Annotated in this window: 24 protein-coding genes; 13 read left to right on the top strand and 11 right to left on the bottom strand. The window is 54.9% G+C overall.

Annotated elements, in window-relative coordinates; all coding sequences use genetic code 11:
* Positions 1-70: 70 nt before the first annotated feature.
* Positions 71-247, bottom strand: a complete 177-nt coding sequence (locus GSQ81_RS18410) for a DUF3606 domain-containing protein (RefSeq protein ID WP_158912064.1) — start codon at positions 245-247, stop codon at positions 71-73.
* A 69-nt stretch (positions 248-316) separates the two neighbouring features.
* On the opposite strand from GSQ81_RS18410, the gene GSQ81_RS18405 reads away from it, so the two are divergent.
* Positions 317-970, top strand: a complete 654-nt coding sequence (locus GSQ81_RS18405) for an SOS response-associated peptidase (RefSeq protein WP_158912063.1) — start codon at positions 317-319, stop codon at positions 968-970.
* On the top strand, positions 967-1,197 hold the full coding sequence (locus GSQ81_RS20170) for a hypothetical protein (protein ID WP_254060287.1): 231 nt from the start codon (positions 967-969) through the stop codon (positions 1,195-1,197). The genes GSQ81_RS18405 and GSQ81_RS20170 overlap by 4 nt, the downstream gene beginning before the upstream one ends.
* A 257-nt stretch (positions 1,198-1,454) precedes the next feature.
* On the opposite strand, the gene xth is transcribed toward GSQ81_RS20170, so the two are convergent.
* On the bottom strand, positions 1,455-2,213 hold the full coding sequence (gene xth / locus GSQ81_RS18395; RefSeq protein WP_256369696.1) for an exodeoxyribonuclease III: 759 nt from the start codon (positions 2,211-2,213) through the stop codon (positions 1,455-1,457).
* 62 nt (positions 2,214-2,275) lie between these two features.
* Between xth and GSQ81_RS18390 the strand changes: the two genes are divergently transcribed.
* A complete protein-coding gene (locus tag GSQ81_RS18390) occupies positions 2,276-2,473 on the top strand; it encodes a hypothetical protein (RefSeq protein WP_158912062.1) in 198 nt (65 codons plus the stop codon).
* A gap of 31 nt (positions 2,474-2,504) precedes the next feature.
* Here the strand turns inward: GSQ81_RS18390 and GSQ81_RS18385 are convergent, their stop codons facing one another.
* Both GSQ81_RS18385 and ligD read right to left on the bottom strand, forming a co-directional pair.
* On the bottom strand, positions 2,505-2,897 hold the full coding sequence (locus GSQ81_RS18385; RefSeq protein ID WP_158912061.1) for a hypothetical protein: 393 nt from the start codon (positions 2,895-2,897) through the stop codon (positions 2,505-2,507).
* 2 nt (positions 2,898-2,899) lie between these two features.
* Complete coding sequence (gene ligD, locus GSQ81_RS18380) at positions 2,900-3,862, bottom strand: non-homologous end-joining DNA ligase (protein WP_158912060.1); 963 nt, start codon at positions 3,860-3,862, stop codon at positions 2,900-2,902.
* Between the two features lie 88 nt (positions 3,863-3,950).
* Between ligD and GSQ81_RS18375 the strand changes: the two genes are divergently transcribed.
* Positions 3,951-4,130: a DUF3606 domain-containing protein gene (locus tag GSQ81_RS18375; RefSeq protein ID WP_158912059.1), complete on the top strand. Its 180-nt coding sequence runs from the start codon at positions 3,951-3,953 to the stop codon at positions 4,128-4,130.
* Between the two features lie 14 nt (positions 4,131-4,144).
* Complete coding sequence (locus GSQ81_RS18370; RefSeq protein ID WP_158912058.1) at positions 4,145-4,300, top strand: hypothetical protein; 156 nt, start codon at positions 4,145-4,147, stop codon at positions 4,298-4,300.
* A gap of 225 nt (positions 4,301-4,525) precedes the next feature.
* Here GSQ81_RS18370 and GSQ81_RS18365 read toward each other — a convergent pair whose 3' ends face one another.
* Complete coding sequence (locus tag GSQ81_RS18365; RefSeq protein WP_158912057.1) at positions 4,526-5,239, bottom strand: Crp/Fnr family transcriptional regulator; 714 nt, start codon at positions 5,237-5,239, stop codon at positions 4,526-4,528.
* 338 nt (positions 5,240-5,577) lie between these two features.
* Between GSQ81_RS18365 and GSQ81_RS18360 the strand changes: the two genes are divergently transcribed.
* The 3 genes from GSQ81_RS18360 (at position 5,578) to GSQ81_RS18350 (ending at position 7,685) form a co-directional block, all read left to right on the top strand.
* Positions 5,578-5,949: a hypothetical protein gene (locus GSQ81_RS18360; RefSeq protein ID WP_158912056.1), complete on the top strand. Its 372-nt coding sequence runs from the start codon at positions 5,578-5,580 to the stop codon at positions 5,947-5,949.
* A 188-nt stretch (positions 5,950-6,137) separates the two neighbouring features.
* The gene (locus GSQ81_RS18355; RefSeq protein ID WP_158912055.1) at positions 6,138-6,866 is read left to right on the top strand and encodes a sensor histidine kinase; all 729 of its coding nucleotides are present in this window, start codon (positions 6,138-6,140) and stop codon (positions 6,864-6,866) included.
* Between the two features lie 105 nt (positions 6,867-6,971).
* Positions 6,972-7,685 carry a Crp/Fnr family transcriptional regulator gene (locus GSQ81_RS18350; protein WP_158912054.1) on the top strand — a complete coding sequence of 238 codons (714 nt, stop codon included), beginning with the start codon at positions 6,972-6,974 and terminating at the stop codon, positions 7,683-7,685.
* Positions 7,686-7,762: 77 nt separating this feature from the next.
* Here the strand turns inward: GSQ81_RS18350 and GSQ81_RS18345 are convergent, their stop codons facing one another.
* Entirely contained in the window at positions 7,763-7,918 is a 156-nt protein-coding gene (locus GSQ81_RS18345) for a hypothetical protein (protein ID WP_158912053.1), read from the bottom strand.
* A 403-nt stretch (positions 7,919-8,321) separates the two neighbouring features.
* On the opposite strand from GSQ81_RS18345, the gene GSQ81_RS18340 reads away from it, so the two are divergent.
* Positions 8,322-9,380 carry a sugar phosphate isomerase/epimerase gene (locus GSQ81_RS18340; protein WP_158912052.1) on the top strand — a complete coding sequence of 353 codons (1,059 nt, stop codon included), beginning with the start codon at positions 8,322-8,324 and terminating at the stop codon, positions 9,378-9,380.
* Positions 9,381-10,268: 888 nt separating this feature from the next.
* On the opposite strand, the gene GSQ81_RS18335 is transcribed toward GSQ81_RS18340, so the two are convergent.
* From GSQ81_RS18335 to GSQ81_RS18325, 3 genes are all read right to left on the bottom strand, one after another.
* Positions 10,269-10,730 (bottom strand): DUF6790 family protein, encoded by a 462-nt coding sequence (locus tag GSQ81_RS18335; RefSeq protein ID WP_158912051.1) that lies wholly within the window; start codon positions 10,728-10,730, stop codon positions 10,269-10,271.
* Positions 10,731-10,761: 31 nt separating this feature from the next.
* The gene (locus GSQ81_RS18330; protein WP_158912050.1) at positions 10,762-11,064 is read right to left on the bottom strand and encodes a hypothetical protein; all 303 of its coding nucleotides are present in this window, start codon (positions 11,062-11,064) and stop codon (positions 10,762-10,764) included.
* A 163-nt stretch (positions 11,065-11,227) separates the two neighbouring features.
* A complete protein-coding gene (locus GSQ81_RS18325; RefSeq protein ID WP_158912049.1) occupies positions 11,228-12,640 on the bottom strand; it encodes a sigma-54-dependent Fis family transcriptional regulator in 1,413 nt (470 codons plus the stop codon).
* Positions 12,641-12,914: 274 nt separating this feature from the next.
* Here GSQ81_RS18325 and GSQ81_RS18320 point away from each other — a divergent pair, with 274 nt between their 5' ends.
* The 4 genes from GSQ81_RS18320 (at position 12,915) to GSQ81_RS19895 (ending at position 17,624) form a co-directional block, all read left to right on the top strand.
* Entirely contained in the window at positions 12,915-14,549 is a 1,635-nt protein-coding gene (locus GSQ81_RS18320) for a DUF3300 domain-containing protein (RefSeq protein ID WP_254060286.1), read from the top strand.
* A gap of 96 nt (positions 14,550-14,645) precedes the next feature.
* Positions 14,646-15,128: a hypothetical protein gene (locus GSQ81_RS18315; protein ID WP_158912048.1), complete on the top strand. Its 483-nt coding sequence runs from the start codon at positions 14,646-14,648 to the stop codon at positions 15,126-15,128.
* 107 nt (positions 15,129-15,235) lie between these two features.
* Positions 15,236-17,272, top strand: a complete 2,037-nt coding sequence (locus GSQ81_RS18310; RefSeq protein ID WP_158912047.1) for a hypothetical protein — start codon at positions 15,236-15,238, stop codon at positions 17,270-17,272.
* Positions 17,273-17,345: 73 nt separating this feature from the next.
* Positions 17,346-17,624 carry a phosphoglycerate mutase family protein gene (locus GSQ81_RS19895; RefSeq protein ID WP_216846480.1) on the top strand — a complete coding sequence of 93 codons (279 nt, stop codon included), beginning with the start codon at positions 17,346-17,348 and terminating at the stop codon, positions 17,622-17,624.
* Positions 17,625-18,260: 636 nt separating this feature from the next.
* On the opposite strand, the gene GSQ81_RS18300 is transcribed toward GSQ81_RS19895, so the two are convergent.
* On the bottom strand, positions 18,261-21,284 hold the full coding sequence (locus tag GSQ81_RS18300) for a TonB-dependent receptor (RefSeq protein ID WP_158912046.1): 3,024 nt from the start codon (positions 21,282-21,284) through the stop codon (positions 18,261-18,263).
* Between the two features lie 118 nt (positions 21,285-21,402).
* The gene (locus GSQ81_RS18295; protein WP_158912045.1) at positions 21,403-22,602 is read right to left on the bottom strand and encodes a serine hydrolase; all 1,200 of its coding nucleotides are present in this window, start codon (positions 22,600-22,602) and stop codon (positions 21,403-21,405) included.
* Positions 22,603-22,628 lie beyond the last annotated feature (26 nt).

Here is a 22,628-nt window from a genome sequence, read left to right as displayed (position 1 = left end):
GCTAAGTATTTGATACAGAATGAGAAGAAAGAGGAAAAGAGTTTGGGCGGGTAACTAGAACCGCCCACTTTCACTTACCCAGAGTCTTGCGAATGTCGGCAGCCATCACCCCATGCTTGCCGACCAGTTCACGCAAACGTTCTGGGGTGACCCATAGTTCTTTGCTCCAATACTCGTCTTCATATGCTTCGTGGATGTTGATCCTGGCCCGGTCTGCCGGACCGCGATTGCTGTTGTCGTCGGCCATTTATTCTCCTTCAGATGCCCTTTGAATTGAAGCATCTGAACTTAAGACAGTCGTCAGGGAGACTTAACCATGTGTGGAAGGTACAAACGACGTTCCGACAAACAACGCATCGCGGAGACGTTCGCCGTCGCAGCGGGACTCGACGAGACATTCTTTGATCCCGGCGACGATTTCAGCCCGCAATCCATGCAGCCAGTCATTTACTTGAACGAAGATGGCGAGCGGCAGATCGAAATGATGCGATGGGCCTTCAAGTTACCTGATCGGCCAAGGCCGCTTTTCAACGCGCGGTCGGAAGACATCGAGCATGCAAAGTTCTGGAAAGACGCCTTCCTCAAGGGACGTTGCATCGTCCCCGGGGATGCGATCTATGAATGGCAAGAGACGGAGAAAGGCAAAAGGAAGCCGAAGTACGAGTTCGTCATCCCCGACCAAGAGCCTTTTGGAATGGCCGCAGTGTGGAAGCTTTGGAAAAACCCGAAGACCGAGCACTGGGAGCGAACCTTCGCTGTGTTGACCGGCGAGCCGAATGAACTGATGGCACCGATTCATGATCGCATGACTACATTCGTCGAGCCGCGCGATTATGAAGAATATCTGGCACCCGCCGAAAGACCGCCCGTGCACCTGCTGCGTATCTTGCCTGCGGAGAAGATGCGAGCGCGATTGGTGGAGACCACCCCAATTTCGAACAAGCAAGTAAGTCTCTTTGATAGCCAATGAGTAAATCATCCAAGCAGAGTGCCGGCCTTCTCATGTATCGCCGAGTCCTCGGCCACGGCGAGGTTTTCCTCGTCCATCCCGGCGGCCCATACTGGTCACAGAAGAACGAAGGCTTCTGGACAATTCCCAAGGGTGAATTCGAGGGCAACGAGGAGCGCTCGCTGCGGCCATCCGCGAATTTCGGGAAGAGACCGGATTCAAAGCTTCTGAACCCTATCTTGAGTTAGGTTCGATCCGGCAAAAGAGCGGCAAGCTGGTTCTCGCTTGGGCCTTTGAAGGCCACAGCGATCCCACAGAGCTCATCAGCAACACCTGTGAGATTGAGTGGCCGCCACGTTCGGGAAAGCGCATGGAGATCCCTGAAGTGGATCGCGGAGAATGGTTTTCGTTGGACCGTGGCCGGAGGTTCATCCGAGCTGAGCAAGTGCCGCTCTTGGACACTTTGAGATCGCTTATCGCGTGAGATTGGCAGGAAACAACTCGGCTACCTCAACCGCAGCACGATCGGAGTATGGTCAGATGGTTTCTCCAACATCCGAGGACCTTTGTCGATTTCACAGCTTTCGAGTCGCTTGACCAGGCTGGGAGTGAGCAGGAAGTGATCGATTCGGATGCCGCGGTTGTGCTCGAACGCTTGCCGGAAGTAGTCCCAAAACGTGAACAAGCCGCCTTGCCCCGGATGGAGGGACCGGAATGCGTCGGTGTAACCAAGTTCGAGCATCTTCCGATAGCGAGCGCGCGACTCAGGTTGAAAGAGCGCATCGCGAATCCATGACGCCGGTTTATGACAATCAATGTCCTCCGGAATGACATTGAAGTCGCCGCCAATGACGGTCGGCACGTCGCTTTTGAGCCATAGCTTCATTTGCTGTTCAAGACGGTCCATCCAGGAAAGTTTGTAGTTGAATTTTGCTGTACCGATCGGGTTTCCATTCGGCAGGTAGATGTTCACGATACGGATATTCTCGATCACGGCCTCGAGGAAGCGTGCGTGGCTGTCCGCCTCGTCGCCAAGCAATGTAGTGCTGACAATCTCTATCGGAGTGCGGGAGAGGATTGCGACTCCGTTATAGGTCTTCTGCGTCACAGACGCAGAATCGTACCCCAGCTCTCTGAAAAATTCCGAGGGAAACTCTGTTCCTTTCAGCTCCTGAAGCAGAAGGACATCTGGCTTTTTCGCTTCGAGCCATGTCTTGACCTGTTCGGCACGAGCGCGAATGGAGTTAACGTTCCAGCTTGCTATTTCGATGACTTCCTCCGTGACTTCTTTATAGCAACAGCCGGGCTCCTGGAGCCTTCACAGATTTGACCAATTTCTTCGAGTTTTTCTGCGCTGCCACCCCAAACTTTTTAGCTCTTGAATATCACGCCAACGAGGTGCCGTTCTGGGATGATCTGCGCGTCGGTTCGATTGTTTCTTCTTCAGAAGCTGCAGACCTTACGTGTTGGATCGATAGGATTAGCCATACTGGTTTAGATGCAAGGGAGGGCGCAGGCAATTGATATCTCTTATCTTTCCAACTCCTGTTGAATCTCACTCCTCGGCGTCGGCCCATCCGCGCTGCCACACCGCAGATTTTGAATCATCTAACGGTTCAAGGTTTTCACCCGCCCGAAACCCCTGCTTGTAATCGTCGGACGACTCGTCTACCGGTTGAAGCTTGTCCTCTTCTGCTCTTTCGGTCGCTTCAACAGGCGCGGGGACTTCGGCTTCATTGCAGTCATCACATATGTTTCCGTGATCAACCAGTGCCATGTAGCTCGCCGTGATCTGAGCTAGGCGATCCTCCGGTCCCTCTTCTCCAAATCGGTCTACAGCTTCGCCGCAGCTCAAGAGAAAGGCTTGTACCAGTTGCATACCCGCATCGCACGCGGGCATGTCTTCAAGGTCCCAAAGATTGAGGAGTTTTTCTCGGTTCAGGCGCATAATTAGGTCTCCTTAACGACCTTCCGGGGATCTTTGTCATCGCGAAGGGCGACGAATTTGGTGTGCCGCAAATGGTCCGCTCCCGTCCATTCAAGGAAATCAACTCTTGCAACGGCCTCTGGATGTAGCCAGACACAATCCTTCATCTTCGCCGCCGTTAGACCTTGCCCCCATCTTCCCGCGGTTGTCTCGGGCAGGTTGGCAAAGGGACAGGTCGATGTCTTGAGATGTTTGATTTTTGCGAAAGTCTCGCGACGAGTCGCTGGAACGAAACCGGCACGAACGCGAGCGACATAGATGAGGTCTTTACCGCGATAAAAGCCAATGATTAAGGCGTCGATGCCGTGAGTGCCCGGTGTATATCCGCCGATCACAAACTCCTGACCGAGGTTGATGCGATGCTTGCTCCATAAACCTGTACGTTTCCCTGGCTCATAAACACTATCGGCCCGTTTTGCGACAACACCCTCAAGACCATGTGTCATTACAAAGCTGAGAATATCGGGCGCGGGGCCGGGCGAAACGGCAGACAGGCTCACATGATCGTTCACCGCGATAGTTTTGCTGAGAATTTGTCGCCGCTCCGCAAGCGGAAGTTGAGTCAGATCTTTGCCTTTCAACGTAAGGATGTCGAAGGCGTAATAGTGGATCTGGGCTTCGGCGGAACGAAAGTTCTGCAACAGATTGAAGACGGAACGTCCCTTCCCATCGAGAGCTACCAGTTCCCCATCGAGAATTGTGTCAGCTGGCAGCTCTTTCAGAGCGGTGGCAATGTACGGAAATTTCGCGTTCAGGATATTCCCGCGTCGAGAGTAAAGAATTACTTTTCCATCCTCCTTAACGGCTTCGACACGAAAGCCGTCCAGCTTGATTTCATAAGTCCACTCCGGGCCTTCAGGGACCGCTGGAACCGCCAAACAATCCATCGTCTCTATGAAACCCACCGATTTCGATGCTTTTGCCATGATCCGCCTTAGGTGCCAATGACAACCCTAACCCGTCTTTGTGTGCTCTCATCCTTTGACGCTCAAATGAGCGCAGGGAGACTTGCACATGTCAGATGACAAATCGAATCGTGGACCTGCTGATCGCGCCCGTATCAATGTCAATGAGGACTACGAAGTCGCCTATTGGACGAAGGAACTGGGCGTTAGCTCCGATCGGCTGAGGGAACTGGTGGCCAAACATGGTGTGATGGCCGCGGATGTTCGGAAAGCCCTGGGCAAGCACTGATAGGAGGAGTTTCTATGCCATTCAAAAGCGAAGCGCAGCGTCGTTACTTTGAAGCAAACAAGGACAAGCTACAGAAGCAGGGTGTTGATGTGAAGGAGTGGGAGCAGTCTAGTAAGGGTCTAGAACTGCCAGAGCGGGCACCTAAATCGAAAACCAAGAAGAGCCATTAGCAACGGTTGCTGGCGAGACGCGGCGCGTTTCAATTCTTAGCGCGGACAGCCTTCGGGCCAAATGTTAAATTCCACTCCAGCTCCGAAGGGGCAAACCGGAGCCGTGACAGCTAAGTACTTGGCTCTCGAAGATCTGATCAGATCACGCATTTTCTCAAGGTTTAGTGGATTGCGCATCGCTCTCATAGTCACGAACCTAATTAATCGCCCGATGATTGGTTATTGTTACCAGGCATTTTTGGGAGTCTGGTAGAGGTTCGCGTAGAGATTCTTTGTAATTTTGTAGCAATCGCAGGCTGCCGCCTCAAGGTTCTCGCGGTTTATGATCCGTACCCGGCCCCGCTGATACTCGATGAGTCCCCTCCTCTGGAGAGCGCCAGCGACAACGGTGACAGTGGTGCGTTTTGCTCCAAGCATCATCGCGAGGAATTCCTGCGTAAATTCGAGAATGTCCGATTGAGTTCGATCCTGAGCCATCAAGAGCCAACGGGAGAGCCGTTCTTCCGCCTCGTGAAGCCGATGGCATCCGGCAAGCTGACTAAGACTCACGGCTTGCTCCTGCACAAATTCCAATATACGATCTCTGATTTCTTCATTTGATCTAAAAGACTGCAGCAGATCTGTAAATGGCATTCTCAGGGCGGTCGCAGTCAGTTGAATAAAGCAAGTCGTCGAAACCTTCGCGGGACCGAGGAGGTGGAAGCTTCCAACGATTCCCTCTCGCCCGATGAGTCCTACCTCCGCCGTTCCACCGTCTTGCATTGCCGTGACCACCGATGCTATGCCAGAAGTTATGAAGTAAGCGTAATTCGGTGTTGTCTCGGCTTCATACAAGGATTTCCTGAGCGGAAGATCGACTTCTACACAGCGCTTCAGGAGAGATTCGCGACTGTTGGAGGATAGCGAGTTTATGAAGAGATTGGCAGACTGAGGGGGCATGATCTTCCTTTGCTTTCAGTCCGCAAAGGTGGCCGGGTGAACGGCGCATCACGTCTCTGATCAGAAACCGACAACAAATGAACCGCCGGATAGCTCAAAGCTACACGTTTATTTAATATTCCTGTGTCCGACGCACTACATAGCAATGTCTTATGACGGACGGACGGCAACGTCGCCTTCCCCTATGGTTATTGGTTTGTATTGGCAATTTACGGTTTAGGCAACTTGTGCTGTGAAAGCTTTTCCGGTTCCTTGACTTTATGTCCGATATGAGGCGGAAGGCTGCGTAGAGGATCAGCTATTACTTAATCGAAGGATTTGCTAGACGAGGAGAACCGTTGTCCACATCCATTCTGATTTACGGACGTGATGAGAGATTGCTTGAAACCCGACGCTGGGTGTTGGAGACAGCAGGATTCGAGGTCAGTACCACTGCGAAACCAACTGAGGTGTATCAAACCATGGTCGCGCAGCACATAGACCTTTTCATCCTGTGCCACACGCTTGCTGCGGAGGATCAGGGGAGCGCGTTGGCAACAGCACATGCGCTTCGACCGGAGATGAGGAATCTTGTCCTGGTTGAAGACATTTTTGAGTCCCAGCTGGACCCGCGCGACACCCTCCTCAGCTCCTTCGCAACCCCTAAAGTGCTTATCGCCGCAGCTCAAACGCTGGCAGGCGTTTCGGCGTTTTCCCAGAAGCTAGCTTAGGGCGCTGAATAACGCCATAACGTGATCCTCAAACGCCTTCGTCTGTCAATGAATGACATAAGCGCTTTTTTTTGCATCATATCTGGTAGGTTTGTTTGCTACCTGGTCCGCGGAGGAGCCTCCTCCAGCTCAAACGTCCGAAATGAACGTTCTCTCCAGAGCTTCAGATATGGGAGAGATTTGATCTAATGGATGGCATCTCCGATTCGGGCCTTGAAGCAAAGTTGGCGACGGCAATCGAAGCATTGCGCCGATCCGAGGAACGAGCAGTTGCAGGTCAACTCGCTTTAGAGCTGATGCATGAGATCAAAAACCCTCTCGAAGCCTTGGGACACCTGACCTATCTCACATTGAATGAAGCTGACGATATCGAAAAGGTCCAGAAATACATGCGTCTGGCGGAAGAGCAAATGACTACTCTGACCCAGATCACCAGCCAGACTCTCGGCTTTGCGAGGTCGTCTCAAACTCCCAGGCCGATTGATCTTGTTGGTCTTGCGGAAGCCGCTCTTCGCGTTCATCAGCGGGCGATCGAGGCTAAGAAGGTGCATCTTGTTAAGAATCTGTCCGAGAATGTAGTCGCCCAGGTGTACACCAGCGAGATGCTCCAAGTTATTTCCAACTTAATCGTCAACGCTTTGGATGCGTTGCCAGTGAACGGTACGCTATGTCTTCGGCTAAGACGGAGCTCGGATAAAGTTCACTTCGTCATCGCCGACAATGGCCATGGCATCCCACCGGAACATGTCGATCAGATCTTCCAACCGTTTTTCACCACCAAGCAAGAGCGGGGCAACGGGCTCGGCCTGGCCCTCTCCAAAAAGATCATTGAACACCATCGAGGCACGATACGCATACGCAGCAGTGTGCGCCCCGGCAGAAGCGGCACCATCTTCAAGATTTCTCTTCCAGCCTAAACCGCGATCCTAGCTGTGGATTCAATCGTCAGGCAGTTTTCGCGTGATTTCCTGCTTATGCCTCGGGTCGCGTATATTTCTCGCTGTTCGGGGATCGGATTCATAGTGGATAGAATTCTCTACAAAAACGAAGTTTTGCGAAGGCTAGAGCCCGCTATTATTGAGCGCCTCGACCTTCGTCCCGTCGAGCTACCCGCTGGCCGCGAGATCGAGTACCCCGGCAACCACATCGATCATCTGTTTTTCATTGAGGAGGGCATTGCCTCGATGACGACGACGTTCAAGGATGGATTTCAGGTCGAAGTTGCCTTGGCTGGATCGGAGTCTGTTCTAGGCGCGTCCTCCATGATGGGAACTAAGCGCAGTCTCAATCGCGTCTATATGCAAGTGGCCGGGCATGGCTACTCCTCTCAAACTGCCCTTGCGACCAACGAATTCAAGCGAGCTGAGAGATTTCATGACCTCACCTTGCGTTATCTTCAGGCTCAGTTCATTCAATCGGCCCAGACAGCCGGTTGCAATGCCCGTCACTCCATCGAGCAGCGCCTGGCAAGATGGCTCCTGCTCTGCGCCGATCGGAACGGTAATCACGTCCTCGCTCTTTCGCATGAGTACATGGCTGATATGCTCGGGGTCGCGAGATCCAGCGTGTCGATTACGGCTGGGCATTTCCAAGAGCGGAAACTCATCCAGTACAGCCGAGGCAAGATTCACCTTATCGATCTAGCGGGACTCGAAGCGCTTGCTTGCGAGTGCTACCGAGTGGTCCGCGACCATTTGGCCAATTACGCCGAGTCCGACGAAGGATTCGGAGTGTAGTGCATATGCTCGAGAGCAAAGGTGCTCGCCGGGAACGCCCCCCATTTGTAAGCTGCGAAATTTCCGAGCTGGCTTATTCAGTCTTCGTTTGATAGTGAGATTATCTTCTCTGGATCAACAGCCAGAGAGCGAACTTTAGCGTTTTCGAGTACGGCGACCTTCCCGTCGGCGAACGTGACAAGGATCGTGTCGCTAAGACGGGTAACCTCTACCACTTTAAATTCATCTTCCATGGCACCTCCATGGGAAGTAGTTTAGAGAGAGCACTCCTGGCGGTCTGTCCCCTAATGACATAGGACCGCTCTACTCCTCTTTCACCTCGTCGATACAAAAGCGAAGGCGGCCGTGGCGGCGGCCTATGGTGATGTCGTCGACCCCGGCAATCTTGCAATAAGTCCTGCATGACTTGAGCAATTATTTCATGTGAGCCTAGCCACACCCGCGTCGGCGCCGGAGGCCGAAAGTACTGCTCGCTCGTTTTAGCGTTCAGCCCGGTGATTCACAGCCGGGAACTATGATGCCGATCAACGGCTTGATTTCATCCAGGGATTATGATGGCTCGCACGAGCAACTCCAAGATTAGTGCACTAGCATGTGTAACTCGCTAGCTCATCTTCACCCTTAAGGGAGATATTCATGAATCAGTCCCGTCGATCCTTCACTAAGCTTGCAGCCGCCGCGCTTCCTGTGCTCACGCAAACTCTATGGACCGCGGCACAGCCGACCCAGCACAACAAATCGTTTTTCAAAGGCGTGCAACTCGGTGTGCAGACTTACAGCTTCCATGAGATTCCTAACGATGGCGCTGGACATGCCGAGGAGATTATTCGCGACCTGCTCGCCTGCGGCATCTATGACTGCGAACTCTTCGGCGGCCCTGTGACCCCGGGCATTTACAGCGGAGCCCGGCCCGATCCGGCTCTTTGCCCGAAACCTCTCCTCGGCTGCGCACCCGGCAAGGGCGGAAGCATGCGCAATCCTTGGGCTTGGGTCTTCGCTCGCAAAATTGACGAAGACCTCAAGACCGCGCGCGCACGCCAGACGCATTTCTGGGAGACCGTTCCGATGTCCTACTTTGAACGATACCGCGCCAAGTTTGATGCAGCCGGCATCAACATCCATGCCTTCAACCCGATCCTCTCCGAGGCATTTGTCGAAGACATCACCGATCTGGAGGTCGACCGATTGTTCCTCGGGGCGAAGGCGCTTCGGGTGAAGGCCGTCAATATGGCTCCGCGGCTCAGCGTTCTCAAACGTTTCGTCCCGGCAGCGGAGAAACATGGAATCATGCTCGCGGTGCATGGGCACAGCAAGACGTGGGACCCGGAGGAGTTTTCCAACGAAGCCAGCTTCGAACGGGCGTTCGCGCTCTCGCCTATCGTGGGCGCCAATCTCGACATTGGACACTACGCCGCGTCCGGTGGAGATCCTGTCGCTTTCATTGAAAAGCACCACGCGCGAATCTCCAACCTTCACATCAAGGATCGCCAGCGCAACAAGCCGGGCGTCAACGAAGAGACCGGCAACAACGTTCCGTGGGGCCAGGGCGACACGCCCATCAAAGCCGTTCTAAAACTTCTGCAGCGAAAGCATTACAACGTTCCAGCCTTTGTCGAGTACGAGTACGCCGGTACTTCCGAGCCCGTAGAAGAGGTCAAGAAGCAGTATGAAATGTGCAAAAAGATGCTTGCATAAGGACATCTCAGGCTGTCGTTTTGCTAATTATTTGGCGTAAATCTGTGCAAGTTATTTGGGGTACGAGGTTGACCCTCTAGACGCCTCTACGTTCCCGGTGAACACTAATCGGAGATAGAACAAGCGTTAAGTTCCATCATTGGCGCAACTTGCAAGTCTGACAGCCGATCTATAGCTTGGGACACCATCCGCAGGCCCGATGGGTCATCTCACAAAATCGATTGTGGGGCGGAAGTGTGCCAGATAGCGCGCAAAGGATTACGCCAAATAATTCGCAAAGCTACACCGCAAGGAGCAGACCAGGAACATTAACTATCTCTCCTGCGTCCAGCGCCCATGGACCTTCGGCGACTTCGAAGCCCGTTACTCAGGCGACTCGGCGCCAGCTCCGCCTCGCCAGCAGGCCATCAAGTCGATCGACCGCAATGTACGCATCACGCACGTCACCACCCTCGATGAGCAGGTCGATGACGAACCAGCGTCTGGTCTCGATATCGCAACAGATCCACAATTCATCTCTGTTGCTGTCGATGGTCCCCCTGCGCCGCGGCTCTGTGCGAACCCAGCGTGTCGTAAGAGACTTGCGGTGCTGAACAAGAAGCCGCTTGGGGCAATTGCGGTGAGAGTGTTGGGCGTGCAGTTAATGGCTGGATGATTGGCATTGCTTCCGCCTCCTGATCCGAATCCTCACCCCAATCGAACGCGTACTCGACGTAAACCAACTTCACACTGTCTCGACTGAAGTCGTCGAGGCAGCGCGTAACAGTTTGGTGATCGGTCAGGGATGATCTCCAAAGCCACCCCCACGCCAAATAACTTGCAAATATCTACGCCACATAATTTGCCAAGATATAGACTACCGTTCACGATGATCCGGTGAAAATGCTCTTAAAACAACCTGTTTATGACGAATGAAAGAAGAACCAGAAAGACGAAGCAATCGGAGACCATCGCCGTGTACTCTTTCGCATTCTTGCTTTTCCGGGGAATATGGCCTAACCCGGCGAGCCCGTAATATAGACCTCCAACGATTGCCGCAGGAATAAGCCAACCTATTTGGAATAGGCTCCAGATTCCTACAAGACCCATAGACAGGTTTGCAAACCCCAATTCCCGGATGATTGGAAACGAAGCGGTCCCATGAAGGCCGAATATCTTCTCGGCTGTAAATTGAGGTTGAATCACCTGCCGCATTCCAGCAATGAACAACCGAACTCCAACCGCCCAGAAGACAAGCCAGCGCCCGGTCAGCAACATCATGCTGAGGGTATGGCCAGAATGGATATTCTCTATGCTCACAGATGCCACCGGAAAAACCAGCAGCAACAAGACGACAACGGCAAAGTACATAATGTCTCCATTTTCGTTTCAAAGGGATACGTCACTGATCCCGGCACGTATCATCCCAGGTAGTTGGTAAAGATTCTCTCCCGCTGCTGGCGATCCACTCCCGGATATACATCGGACAGTTCTGGATGCGTACGCCGCTCATTTCGCACTGCGCAAGATACGCGACCACTTCCCTGTCTACGAGCCGCAGGTTTTCAATATCCAGCGCAACTTCTTGCCGCGCTGCCTCCATTTCGACAGTTCGTCGCAACTCAGCCAGTTGCTCCGTACCAATGCGGCCTGAAAGAATCAGAATGATCCGCCCTTCGCCGTCCGCCTTTGCCAATCTCCACATATTGCTCCTGTCAATGAATCACACAGCAGGAACAATGCAAGAGCATGGCCAAAACTAAGATCAGATCCAAGAACGAGATGCGCGGGAAAGGCAAAGAACTTTCGCGGTGGATTTCCGAACTTTCGTGAAAACGATGGAGAAATGCCGCATCAGAAAATGAACCTTACAACTGGAAGCTTCTCTTGTCGATTTTCAGGACTCTAATCTTCGAATCCAGCGTGGAGGGCGGCATCTTCAGCATCACCGCGGCACCTGAAGCGCCTGAAACCCGGCCCCTGCTTTGCGCAAGCGCCGCCTCGATCAATTCCTTTTCCTGATTCAGCATCTCCACCGAAAGCGGCTTCTGAATGGTGCTAGCATGGATCAGCCAGCTTTCATCCAAAGAAAAAATGTCCGCGTCGCACACAATCACCGACCGTTCAATAACGTTCTGCAGCTCTCTGATATTTCCAGGCCATGGATAGGAAGAGAGCCGGTCCAGGCTCTTCGGGTCGATGCGACGAAACGTCTTTCCCATTTTGTTTGAAAATCGATCAATAAAATATTGCACGAGCAGTCGCAGATCTTCTTTCCGCTCGCGTAGCGAGGGAACCGCGATGGGAAAAACATGGATCCTGTAATAGAGGTCGCTGCGAAAACTTCCCGCCTCAATGGCCTTCGGCAAATCGCGATGCGTCGCCGCAATGACCCGCACATCCGCGGCAATGGACTGCGTGCCCCCCACGCGTGTAAACTCCCTCTCCTGGAGCACCCGCAGCAGCGCCACCTGCGTCTCCGCCGGAAGCTCGCCAATCTCATCCAGAAAAATAGTCCCGCCGTCCGCAAGCTCAAACCGGCCCATGTGCCGCTGCAGCGCCCCGGTAAACGCTCCTTTCTCATGTCCAAAAAGTTCAGAAGCGATCAGGTCTTTCGGCACTGCCGCGCAATTGACCGCCACAAAGGCGCGTTTCGAACGACGCGATCGTTTATGGATGGCCCGCGCAATCAGCTCCTTGCCCGTGCCCGTTTCGCCGGTAATCAAGACCGTCGAGTCTGTCGGGGCTACCTTCGCAATCCGCGCCAGCACCGCCTGGAGAGGCACGGAAGTTCCCACGATCTCTTCAAACATCGAAATCTTGTCGATTTCCTCTCGCAGCGACAGAGTCTCCATCATGGCGCGGTCTTCCTGCCTCTTTCGTTCGTCAATGTCCACGCGGGTCAGGCACCAGCGCACGATCGCGCCCTCGTCGTCCGCAATCGGCGAAAGCTGATGAAGAAACCAGCGATACTCTCCATCGTGCCTGCGAAGGCGCACCTCAATCTCGCCACCATCTCTTTGCTGGTTGCGTTCGACCGCCCACGCTAGGTATTTCTCACAATCTTCGGGATGCGTCGTGGTTTGCACAAACTTCTCAGGACTCAGCCTGTTCTTCAGCCCGAAATACGATCGCGACGCAGTGTTTCCATAGGACTGCTGGAAATCCGGATCCAGAAGAACGATGTGCAATGGCACCGAGTCCACAATCTGGTGGAACTCGCGTTCGCGGGTCGTCAGCGTGGCTTCCTTGTGTTTGTATTCCTCGGCGCCGGTTGGCATCGCGCACTCCGTCCTTAGGCAGCGCCCCGGACCTCTTTTTGCCATTCACTTCCCGAGAGTCGCTCGATATTCGCGCGATTTTACCTCAATCCATCCGCCTTCGGCTTGCCCTCTGGCACGCGACCCTTTGCGAATCTTCGTGAATTCCCGGCGAACCGTGAGCCTCATACTTCCAGAACTCAATAAGAATCAGCGATTTAGCTTTGGCACGGCAGGTGCATTGCTATGAGGCAACGGCGACCGGGAAACGGCCGCGAATGAATTGGAGAATGTCATGAGAAAACTTACCGCAATATTGCCTCTGACTGTCGCGCTGCTACTGGTCCCGTGCAGACCGACTCTCGGCCAGAACCTGCCCGATAATGTTTCAGGCAATTGGACCATCTATTCCACCGGCGTCGCTTCCGGCCAGGTGAACGTCGTACACGCCCAGATCGCGCAGGATGGAAACATGCTCACCGGCTATTACGAGGGTATCAGCCAGGCAGGGCCGATTCAGGGAGAGGTCAACGGCCATCACATCCGCTTCAGCACGGTTACCAGAAATGTCTTCAACTTTCATGGACAGGTGTTCGGAGACAATATGACCGGCACCTATGGAGTGCACGGCCGGCACGCGCCATGGCAGGCGCAGCGCAATCCTCCGCTGTACCCGCAGCAGGCTCCATCCTCATCGGTCTCCCCTCAGCCGATTCTGAGCCCCCAGCCCGAAGAGGCAGTCACCGTATCTGCCGCTCCTGCTCCGGCGGTCCAGAACGCAGCTGCGCCAGCAAGCCCTGCGCCCGCGCTACTTACTTCAGAACAGTTGAATGCTCTTGTCGCGCCCATCGCTCTCTATCCTGACGCGCTGGTCGCGCAGGTCTTCGCCGCCGCCAGTGATCTTGACCAGATCACCGAAGCGACCAACTGGCTGGCGCAGAACCGCAATCTCACCGGAACCGCACTCTCCCAGGCAGTCGACGAGCAATCGTGGGAGCCGAGCGTAAAGTCCCTCACGCAATTTCCTTCTGTGCTCGAAAACCTGGCGCGTAATCTCTCCTGGACATCCTCCCTCGGCCAGGCTTTCACCAACCAGCAGGCCGACGTGATGGCGGCTGTACAAGTCATGCGAGCCAAGGCTCAGGCTGCCGGAACTCTGCAATCTAACTCACAGATCAGCGTCGTACAGCAAAGCCCTTCCACAATCGTGATCCAGCCCGCCAATCCGCAGGTTGTCTACGTGCCACAGTATGATCCTGCGGTGGTCTATGGAATGCAATTGACCGTTCCCCTTTATGTTCCTGCGCCCATGCCCATCGCCTCAGTAGGTCTCTACTTCGGAAGCGGAGTTTCCGTAGGAGCTGTGGCGATCGGCGGGGGATGGGGTGGAGGCTTTGGATGGCATGCATGGAATATGAACTGGGGCGGTGGTGGAACTGTTATCTACAACCACACCACTTACATTAATAGACACACCACTATCTACAACCGCGCTGCGCAGAATGGTTATCGCCCCGGAGCCGATACCCGCTACGGCCCCAACGGGGACTACCACCCCAACGGCTACTACGGACCCAATGGCCACTTTCACCATGACGCCTCCGGCGCCAATCCCAAAGGCCAGCCGAACGGCGGCAATAACGGCAATCACGGACTCATCGGCGGCAACGGCAGCGTACAGCACCAGGAATTGGCCAGCAACCACGCCAACGACCCGGCCGCACGCCCAGAGCAGGATGGAAGTCACGGCATGGTCGGCGGCAACGGCGGAGTCGAGCGCGATAAGCACCAGGACAATTTCCATCCTCGGCAGCAAGATCGAAGAGCGCAGTCACATGCGTCCAGAGCGGAACATCACAACAACGTACAGCACCATCCGCAGCATATGTCGGCTCACCGCGGTGGTGGAGGCGGAGGACACCGCCGGTAAACGCACCCGGTTCGCAGAGGAAGAGCAAAGGCACATAACGCTCCACAATTCAGACAAAGCCAAAGGAATACGGCACCCGCCGAAAGGAAGTGAGAGATGAAAAAGATATTGATTCTGGCGCTTTTCGCAGTCTTACTCTGCGCGATAGCGTGCGACAGCGTTCAAGCCCAAACTAACGATATATCCCAGAGGACGTCCCCCGGATATATCGGCTGGGATGCAACGGCTTCAAAGATGCCTGCGACTACGGTTACCGGCACCGTCCTGGCAGTCGAAACTACCGGGTCCGCCACCTGTCGAAGCGGCTTTTGCGCGGTGATGGCGATGCCGCAAGGATCGGTTGAGGTTCTGTTTGGGCCTTACCAGTCGCAAGCCCTGCAACAGGTGGTCCTCCCAGGACGCTCGATCCAGGTAGAGGGAAGATTTCAGAACCTGAAAGGGCAGAATGTTTTGTTCGCAAAACAGCTCATTATGGACGGCCAGCCGATCACAATTCGAAATGCTCATGGTTTTCTCGTTCACTCGCGCACCACGGTGCGCGCCTATACACAGACTTTGCAGGATGGAGGAAAGCGATGACGCTCCGCAAATTTATCGGTCTCATATTGGCTTCTGCCGTTGCCCTGATGGTTGTCGCATGTTCAAGCGGCAGTTCCGGCCCAAACCCTCCAAACGGACCCATTTCCGTGACATTTCTCAACCCTCCGCCAGCCTCGTTGAATACGGGCGCGAGCGTCGGGCTTGTCGCTATCGTCAGCAATGACAGCGCTGGCAACGGCCTCACGTGGAGCGTGACCTGCGGAGGGTCCTCATGCGGTACGATCAGCCCGTCATCCACAGGCAGCGGTGCAACCGCCACCTATACTGCTCCCTCGGCTGTGCCTTCGCCCGCGACAGTGACCATTAAAGCGGCTTCCGTCACGGACACGACCAAGTCAGTCTCAGCTACTATTTCCGTCACCTCCGCGTCCACGGGCGTTTCGGTATCGTTTGCCTCGCAGCTACCATCTTCAATGGTCGTCAGTACCAACACGAGTCTGACCGCCGTTGTCACGAATGACTCCAAAAACGCCGGCGTCACATGGAGCGTGACCTGTGGCAGCTCTCAGTGCGGTAGCATCAGCCCAACCAGCACTTCGAGCAATTCGCCTGCTACCTACACTGCCCCGGCGGCGGTTCCATCACCGGCGACGGTCACAGTGACCGCAACCTCGGTTACCGACACCACGAAGTCCGCCTCAGCGACAATTACCATTACCGCCGCGCCTCCCACGATCCTCTCCGATGGGACATACGTGTTCCATCTTTCGGGGCAGGACAATAATCAGTCGTACTTCCTTAGCGGAGCTTTCACCGTCACCAAGGGCGAAATCAGCGCCGGAGAGCAGGACTTTTCCGATGCCAACCTGGGGTCAACGGACACATTGGTTCCTTCCAGCAGCAACATTTCGTCTACTGGAGAGAACATCCAGATTGTTCTCGGGACTGCAAACAACCAGATTGGTGTGAACGGCGTTGAAACGCTGCGAGCCAGCCGCGTCTCCGGCACAAGGCTGCTGGTCTCGGAGTTCGACTCTTTCGGAGCGGCGACCGGGTCCATCGATCTGCAGACCTCGGCAGCGGCGCCCTCGGGCGGCTATGCCTTTTCCGTAAACGGGATCGACACCAATGATAATAATCAGTTGGCAATCGGAGGCGTGCTTAACTTCTCCGGCACTCAGCTCTCAATCTCGAACAGCGTCTTCGACCTGAATGACGGAGGCGGGACCACCCTGCTGGGACAGAGCTTCTCTTCCGGCTCCATCAGCGCTCCGGATTCCTTTGGCCGCGTCACTATCGCCCTCACGCCGTCTGCATCCGGACAGGTACCCAGCATTGCATTCAGCGGATACATCAACGGCAGCACGATTCAGTTGATCGAAAGCGTGGGAGACGGACTCAACGCCGACATGGGCGGAACAGCGCTCGCTCAGGGAACAAAAACCGGAACGTTCAATGCTCAGAGCGTATCCGGCCAGACTTATATCCACGGCAGCATCGGCCAGGATACGAATGGACCCCTGATCATGGGAGGAGCGTTCATCTTTGCATCGAACGGAACCGCCTCGGGTATGTTGGCCTTCAACGATCTGGACAATAACACCGGCAACAGCTTCAGTAATGCGTCCTATCAGGTCAGTCCTTCCGGCCGCGTCGTCATCACAAATGTCGTTCCCTCCAATCTGTCGAACATTGCCTTGTCCTTCGTCCTGTACCTGGATGGAAACGGCAATGCGATGATCATGGGCTCCGACAACCTAGAACAGACCAGCGGGCTTGCTTATGCGCAGAATGGCCTCTCTGACTACGAGGGGACGTACGCGGTGGCTGTTCAGGGATTCCTGAACGGGCAGCAATACATCCAGCCTTATGGCGCGGCGGGGCCAGTTACGATCAGCAACGGTACCTTCAACGGGTATACGGACTATACGTCTCAGGATCCGAACCTGCAGAGGCTCACCACGCCCTTTGACACGTATGCCAGCACGCCTCTTACTGGTCTGGAGGATACCTCCACCGGTCTGTTGCATCTGACTGGGCTCAACTCGAACAGCTTCGAGCAGCCGGGGGCATTCGGCTACTATCCGATCGATGCGAACCGGGTGCTGGCAATTGAAGTCGATGGCAACGGAATGGGCCTCCTGATGCTGGAAAGCTCCAGCCAGGCCCAGAGTCAACAGTAACACCGGCTACCATCCGCTTAGCGGCGAGCCGGTCGTAAAGACCGGCTTGCCCAGTACCGCTTTTAGGGAAGAATTGAATATCCTAATCGTCGAAGACAACCCTGCCGTTCGAAAACTTATTCGACACGGACAGACCACTGGAAACGCTGGTAGCCCATGCGATGACCTTGCGCTCCTGGAGTTGACGGAACTGGGATGGGAGCAGGCAAGAGAAGTGGCTGCTAGATGGACCGAGGTGCCCGGTTTGATTGTGACCTCGCCCTATCTCCGCACCCGGCAAACCGCCGCGCCAACCATTGAACGCTTTGCCAAGGTGCCGGCCGAGATTTGGCCGATTCGAGAGTTTACCTAGCTACAACCGGACCGTTGGATGGCACCCTGAGCGCCGAACGGATGTCTTCTAGAGCAATATTCGCACGAGGCCCACGTACTGCGACGGAGAGGGAGCCGAAGGCTTCTCCTTGTTGCTGAAATGAGCAGATGCTGCTTTGCAACTTCTCGCATACACCCACCCGGGGCCCGGGTCTGCGTCTTCAGCCACAGCCAATTCATTCAAGCTGTCCGATCGCTCCTAACTGAGTCGGGTCTGAGCGATCAGGAGAAAATGCGGGGATTCTGGGGAAGAAGAAGTCAGCCCATCGCCAATGCCGAGAGAATCGAGCTTCGCACAGAGGGTCGCGGATGGAAATATTGTCCGATCACCCTTCCTTGTGTTGAGTGCCGAGCATTGTCGGCTACGAGAAAGGAGACGATCACGATGATGCAGATCGAGCGAGTTCTCAGCGTGAATGACCTTCATGTCATCTCGACGGCAGTCGTTGAAGCCGTCCGCGACTGCCTCGTCATCGGCCCCGGCTAAAGCCGAATACGACAAATAATTCTGAAACACTACTACAAATAATTCTCGAAGCTACAGCCTGGACGATCTCGTCAGACTTGACTGATCGCAATATTTTCATCGGCGTTGCAGATCGATAATCCCGTTCATTCAAAAGGTGAACTTCGCCAAAAAAGTGAACTGCCGCATAGGCTGCGCACCGGTAACATAGCCAAAGGTTCCAGAGCCGATCTGTGTGTCAACATCCGAGTACTGAACGATATTCAGCGCGTTACTTGCGCTCGCACGTAACAGCATGGTCTTGGTTTCGCCTAATAGAACGCTCTTTGAAATTGAAAGATCGACGTTTTGCAGACCTGGGCCCGGAATTGAGAAGCGGGACGCCGTGCCGTAGAGTTGGCCCGGAGCAAACGTTGGAGAGAATGCATTGGTATTGAACCAGTGATCGAGACGGCCTCCGTCCGTACGAATCGACGTACCGGGAACGCGATCGGGACGGACCGAACCATGTGTGCCTCGCTCGACCTCGGCAACGGAGGCCGCCACATATGGAGTTAGAGGAGTTCCAGTCGCTAGCGTAAAAAATCCCGCTACTGAAATACCGGAGACAAGATGCGAAGCGAAACTTGGCTCACTGAGCCAGGCCCTCTGCGGACCGAATGGCAATTGATACAGGAAGCTACCTGTGACCTGGTGGCGAATGTCGAAGCTGGAGTTACTCTCCTCAGCCTTCAGATCGTCCGGATTCTGTGCGACCACCGGAAGCCCTGCATTGGTCGACGATGCATTGTCGATTGAGTGCGAATAAGCATAGGTCGCAGAGAGAGCAAGCCCGTTGCTCATCTCGCGGCGGATACGTGCAACGAGCGAGTTGAAATTCGAGAACCCGATCGAATCTTCGTAGTCAAAATACGCGCTGGCAAAAGGCAGGATATTAATGGGGCCCGGCGCTCTCAGAATATCCAGTTTAGTTCCCTTTGCTCCCGCATATCCGGCATCGAGGATTAGTCCCAGCGGTAGTGTCTGCTGGACATCCAGATACCACACTTGAACATAAGGCAATTTGTAGTTCTGATTGATCGCGTAGTTGCCGAAGTCGGCGGAGTTGCCAAACGGGGCATCCAGGGTAAAGAACGTGAAGACATGCGGAATGTTGCCATTCACTTCGACATGCGCAAAGGGCGGCTGGTAGGCGAGTTTTTGGATGAATGTTCCGTACTGCGCCACAGTGTAGTAGATGCTGTATCCCGAGCGGATCGCCGTCGTCTTCTTTGCCTGCCATGCAATACCGATGTGAGGTGCAAAGTTATTGCGGTCGGCCCGGATCAGGCTGCGTGGATAGCTCCTGCCGGATATCGGTCCTACGTCTCCGGGCTGGACCGGGGCAATGTCGGAGAAGTCTGCGTTGTAGTCAAGGGTTGAAAGCCGCTTATGCAGCTCGACAAAAGGCGAATAGTAGTCATAACGAAGTCCGGCAAGCAGCGTGAGATTAGGCAGAATTTTCCAATCGTCGCGGACATAGGTCGCCCAGTTAGTCTGCCGCGTATATGCCTTCTGGTACGGCGACTCGATCCGCGTTTGCTGAGGAAGTCCGATTAGAAAGTCCGCGAACGACGATCCGGTAGTAGAAACGGGATTATTGGTCGATGAGCCCTGAATCTGGGTGTAGCCACCTGTAAATACCATGGCTCCCGTTGCATCGGTTCCACCAAAGAGATTGAACTCCATCCTATTAAGACTTCCTCCAACACGAACGATATGAGCGCCATGTACCCAGTCAGCAGCCCCTGAGATGCCGGTTGTTTGTGTGAGTTGAAAGTTGGGCTGCGTTTCGACGAAGCTGCTGAAGCCATTCCAGATCAAGCTTGGCAGACCATAGTTCAGGGGATCCGTATTGATCGGATTGTGGAATGGATCGTTGTAAACGCCGACGCTCGTTGCAACATCCTGGCCGCCCGTGAACAGATTCCGCACCTGTGCGTTGTTGCGATTCGAGGTGAAGTTCAGGGTTGCAAGCCAGTTGCGTCTGCCAAAGGTATATCCCAGGTTCAGGGAGTAGCCCTGCACTCTTTGCTTGCCTGAGAGAGAGGGAAAAAGCGCAACAATATCGCTGGTCGTGTCTCCGAAGTTGAAGGTCACCTTGAACTGTTGCGTCGGTCCGCCGTCCTCGTGTTCGCCGGTTGCGGTGACCGGGCCAAAGTTATGGGTATAACTCGCGCCGACCGCGTTGCCGCGGTTGCCCTTCGTCGTCAGAAGCCGATAGTTCAGACCGGTGCCAGTCAGATTAGGTCGCGGCAGGTACCCGAGTAATGCAACTGCTGCTGGATTGAGAGCCGTATTGATAGTGTTGTTGGGGTAAGGCGTAATGCTCCGCGGAGGGTAGATCGGAATCAACGATCCATCCGAGGAAGTGAGTTGCGAAAAGTTACCGGTGCGTTCAAGATCCGTCGGAACCAGGCCATAGTTGTTCACTACTGTGGAAGACGATTGACCCGCATAGCTCACCATGATGAAATCGCGTCGGCTCGGTTTGGTATGGCCTGGCACAAAAGGTGCGAGGCCCATGGTCAATCCATAGTTGTTGCTGTCATACGCGGGATTTGCAATCGGATCTCCTGCCAGAACAAACGGGCTGGCGTTGAAGATCGAGTTCCCGCCATTCCAGAAGGCTATTCCGTGGAATCGGGCGAATTTCAGATTTGTCGGGGCACCCTTCCCTGCTGCCTTCGGTGCGGAAAGCTTCCTGATAGCCGCTTTTGTGGGTTGTTCTGCTGGCCCTTGCAACTGATGACCGTCCTCGAAGTCCAGGCGCATCTGATCTGCCATCTGAAAGTACGGAATGACGATGTCCTCCTGGCCGTTGACCTCGAAGGTGTCGCCATCAAAGCTGGGATCGCCGGTGAAAGAAGGCGTGCTGGCGCCACCATTGCCGCCGGTGATACTCGACGCGGGCTCAAGAGCGAGAGTGTCTGTTTCAACGGCCGATTGAAGAGGCGATGGCCACAGATCGGAGAGATCAAGAGCTCCGTCTGGGATGTCGTTCGATGAGGACCCTTTAACCGGGAGGCTCTCTTTGGCCTTTGTCTGGGGTGCGGCGCCAGCACGCCCTAAAATACAGCCCATGATCAGGACGGAGATGATGATGTTCTTCAACGCGGGCGCATATGGAAGCAACGTTATCCCAACAAGATCAGTACCTGCGTGATCCGGACGAAGTCTACTTCGTGTTTTCATATCAGAAACGGAACCCGTAAGCACGCGTGTCGAAACATAGACTTGGAGGATCGGTTCGTCAGGCATTCCAAGAGGGAACGGTACGCACCATGTTCCACATCATCTGGTCGATAGCCGTGTCGATTTCATCGGAGGGCTGGCTGCGGGTGTTACATAGAGCGGCCCAGCAGAAGCCGGTCGGGGTGCGGACCATGATGGAGGTGGTTCCAGGAAGACTGCCGTTGTGCCACCAGTTTCCCGCGCCATTGTTGCGGACCATCCAACCCCGGGCATAGCGGGCGTCGCCCGGCGGATAGGCAGGGGCGGGCGTCGTCATCATTTTGATGGTGGCAGGCTTGAGCAGCGCCGGAATGCCGGGCGCTCCGGCGACGTGGTTGAGGAACTGGACCAGATCTGTGGAAGAGGCGATCCAGCCGCCGTGCGAGTCCATCCGCGTAACGTTGAGCTTATAGGGGTCTTCGGAGTACTGGCCGACGTAGACGACCTCGTTCGGAGCGCGCTCGCGTTCACTATTTTTGGCGATCTGCATGGTGGTGATGCCGCAGGGCGCGAGAATGTTGGTCTGAACGTAGCCTTCGTAGGGCTGGCCGGTAACCTGCTCGATGACGCGACCGAGGATGCAGTAGCCGAAGTTGGAGTAGGCCCAGTGGGTGCCGGGCGGGTAGGTGAGCGGAACGTTGGCGATGGTCTCGGTGATGAGTTTGATGTGGTCCCAGCCGTCGTTATGCATCATGGGGTCGGTGTTGTCGTTGGGCCAGCCACCGGAGGTGTGGGTGAGCAGGTGGTCGACGGTGATGTCGGTGATGTACGGCTTGTAAGGAGGCTTGCCGTACTTGATGTCGAGAATGCCGGAAGGTCCGAAGACTTTGTCGGTGAGGTTGAGCTTGCCCTGTTCGATGAGAGAAAAGATAGTGACGGACGTGATTGGCTTGGTGGCCGAGGCGATGCGAAAGAGAGAGCTTTGCTGGGCCTGGAGTACGTGCTGAGGGTCGGCCATACCGACGGTTTCGTCATAGGCGAACTGGCCATTACGGGAAATAGCGATGGAGGTTGCAGGGACGCGGAACTGGCGGCGAAATTGTCCGGCGAGCCGTCCCATCTCGCCTCGCTGCTGCCCAGTCGAACCACCGTACTGCCGTTGAGCAAAGATTTTGGGAATAGGCACGGCTGCCAGTGCGGCGGTGCCAGCCAGATTCTGGAGGAGGGTTCGTCGGGTGAGGGTTCGGCGAAAGGGAGTTCCAGTTGATGAATTCGACATAGGCGCGCACGACCTTTCGATGGATC

Source organism: Granulicella sp. L56 (assembly GCF_009765835.1).
Lineage (GTDB): Bacteria > Acidobacteriota > Terriglobia > Terriglobales > Acidobacteriaceae > Edaphobacter.
This window is presented reverse-complemented; position numbering and strand designations above follow the sequence as displayed.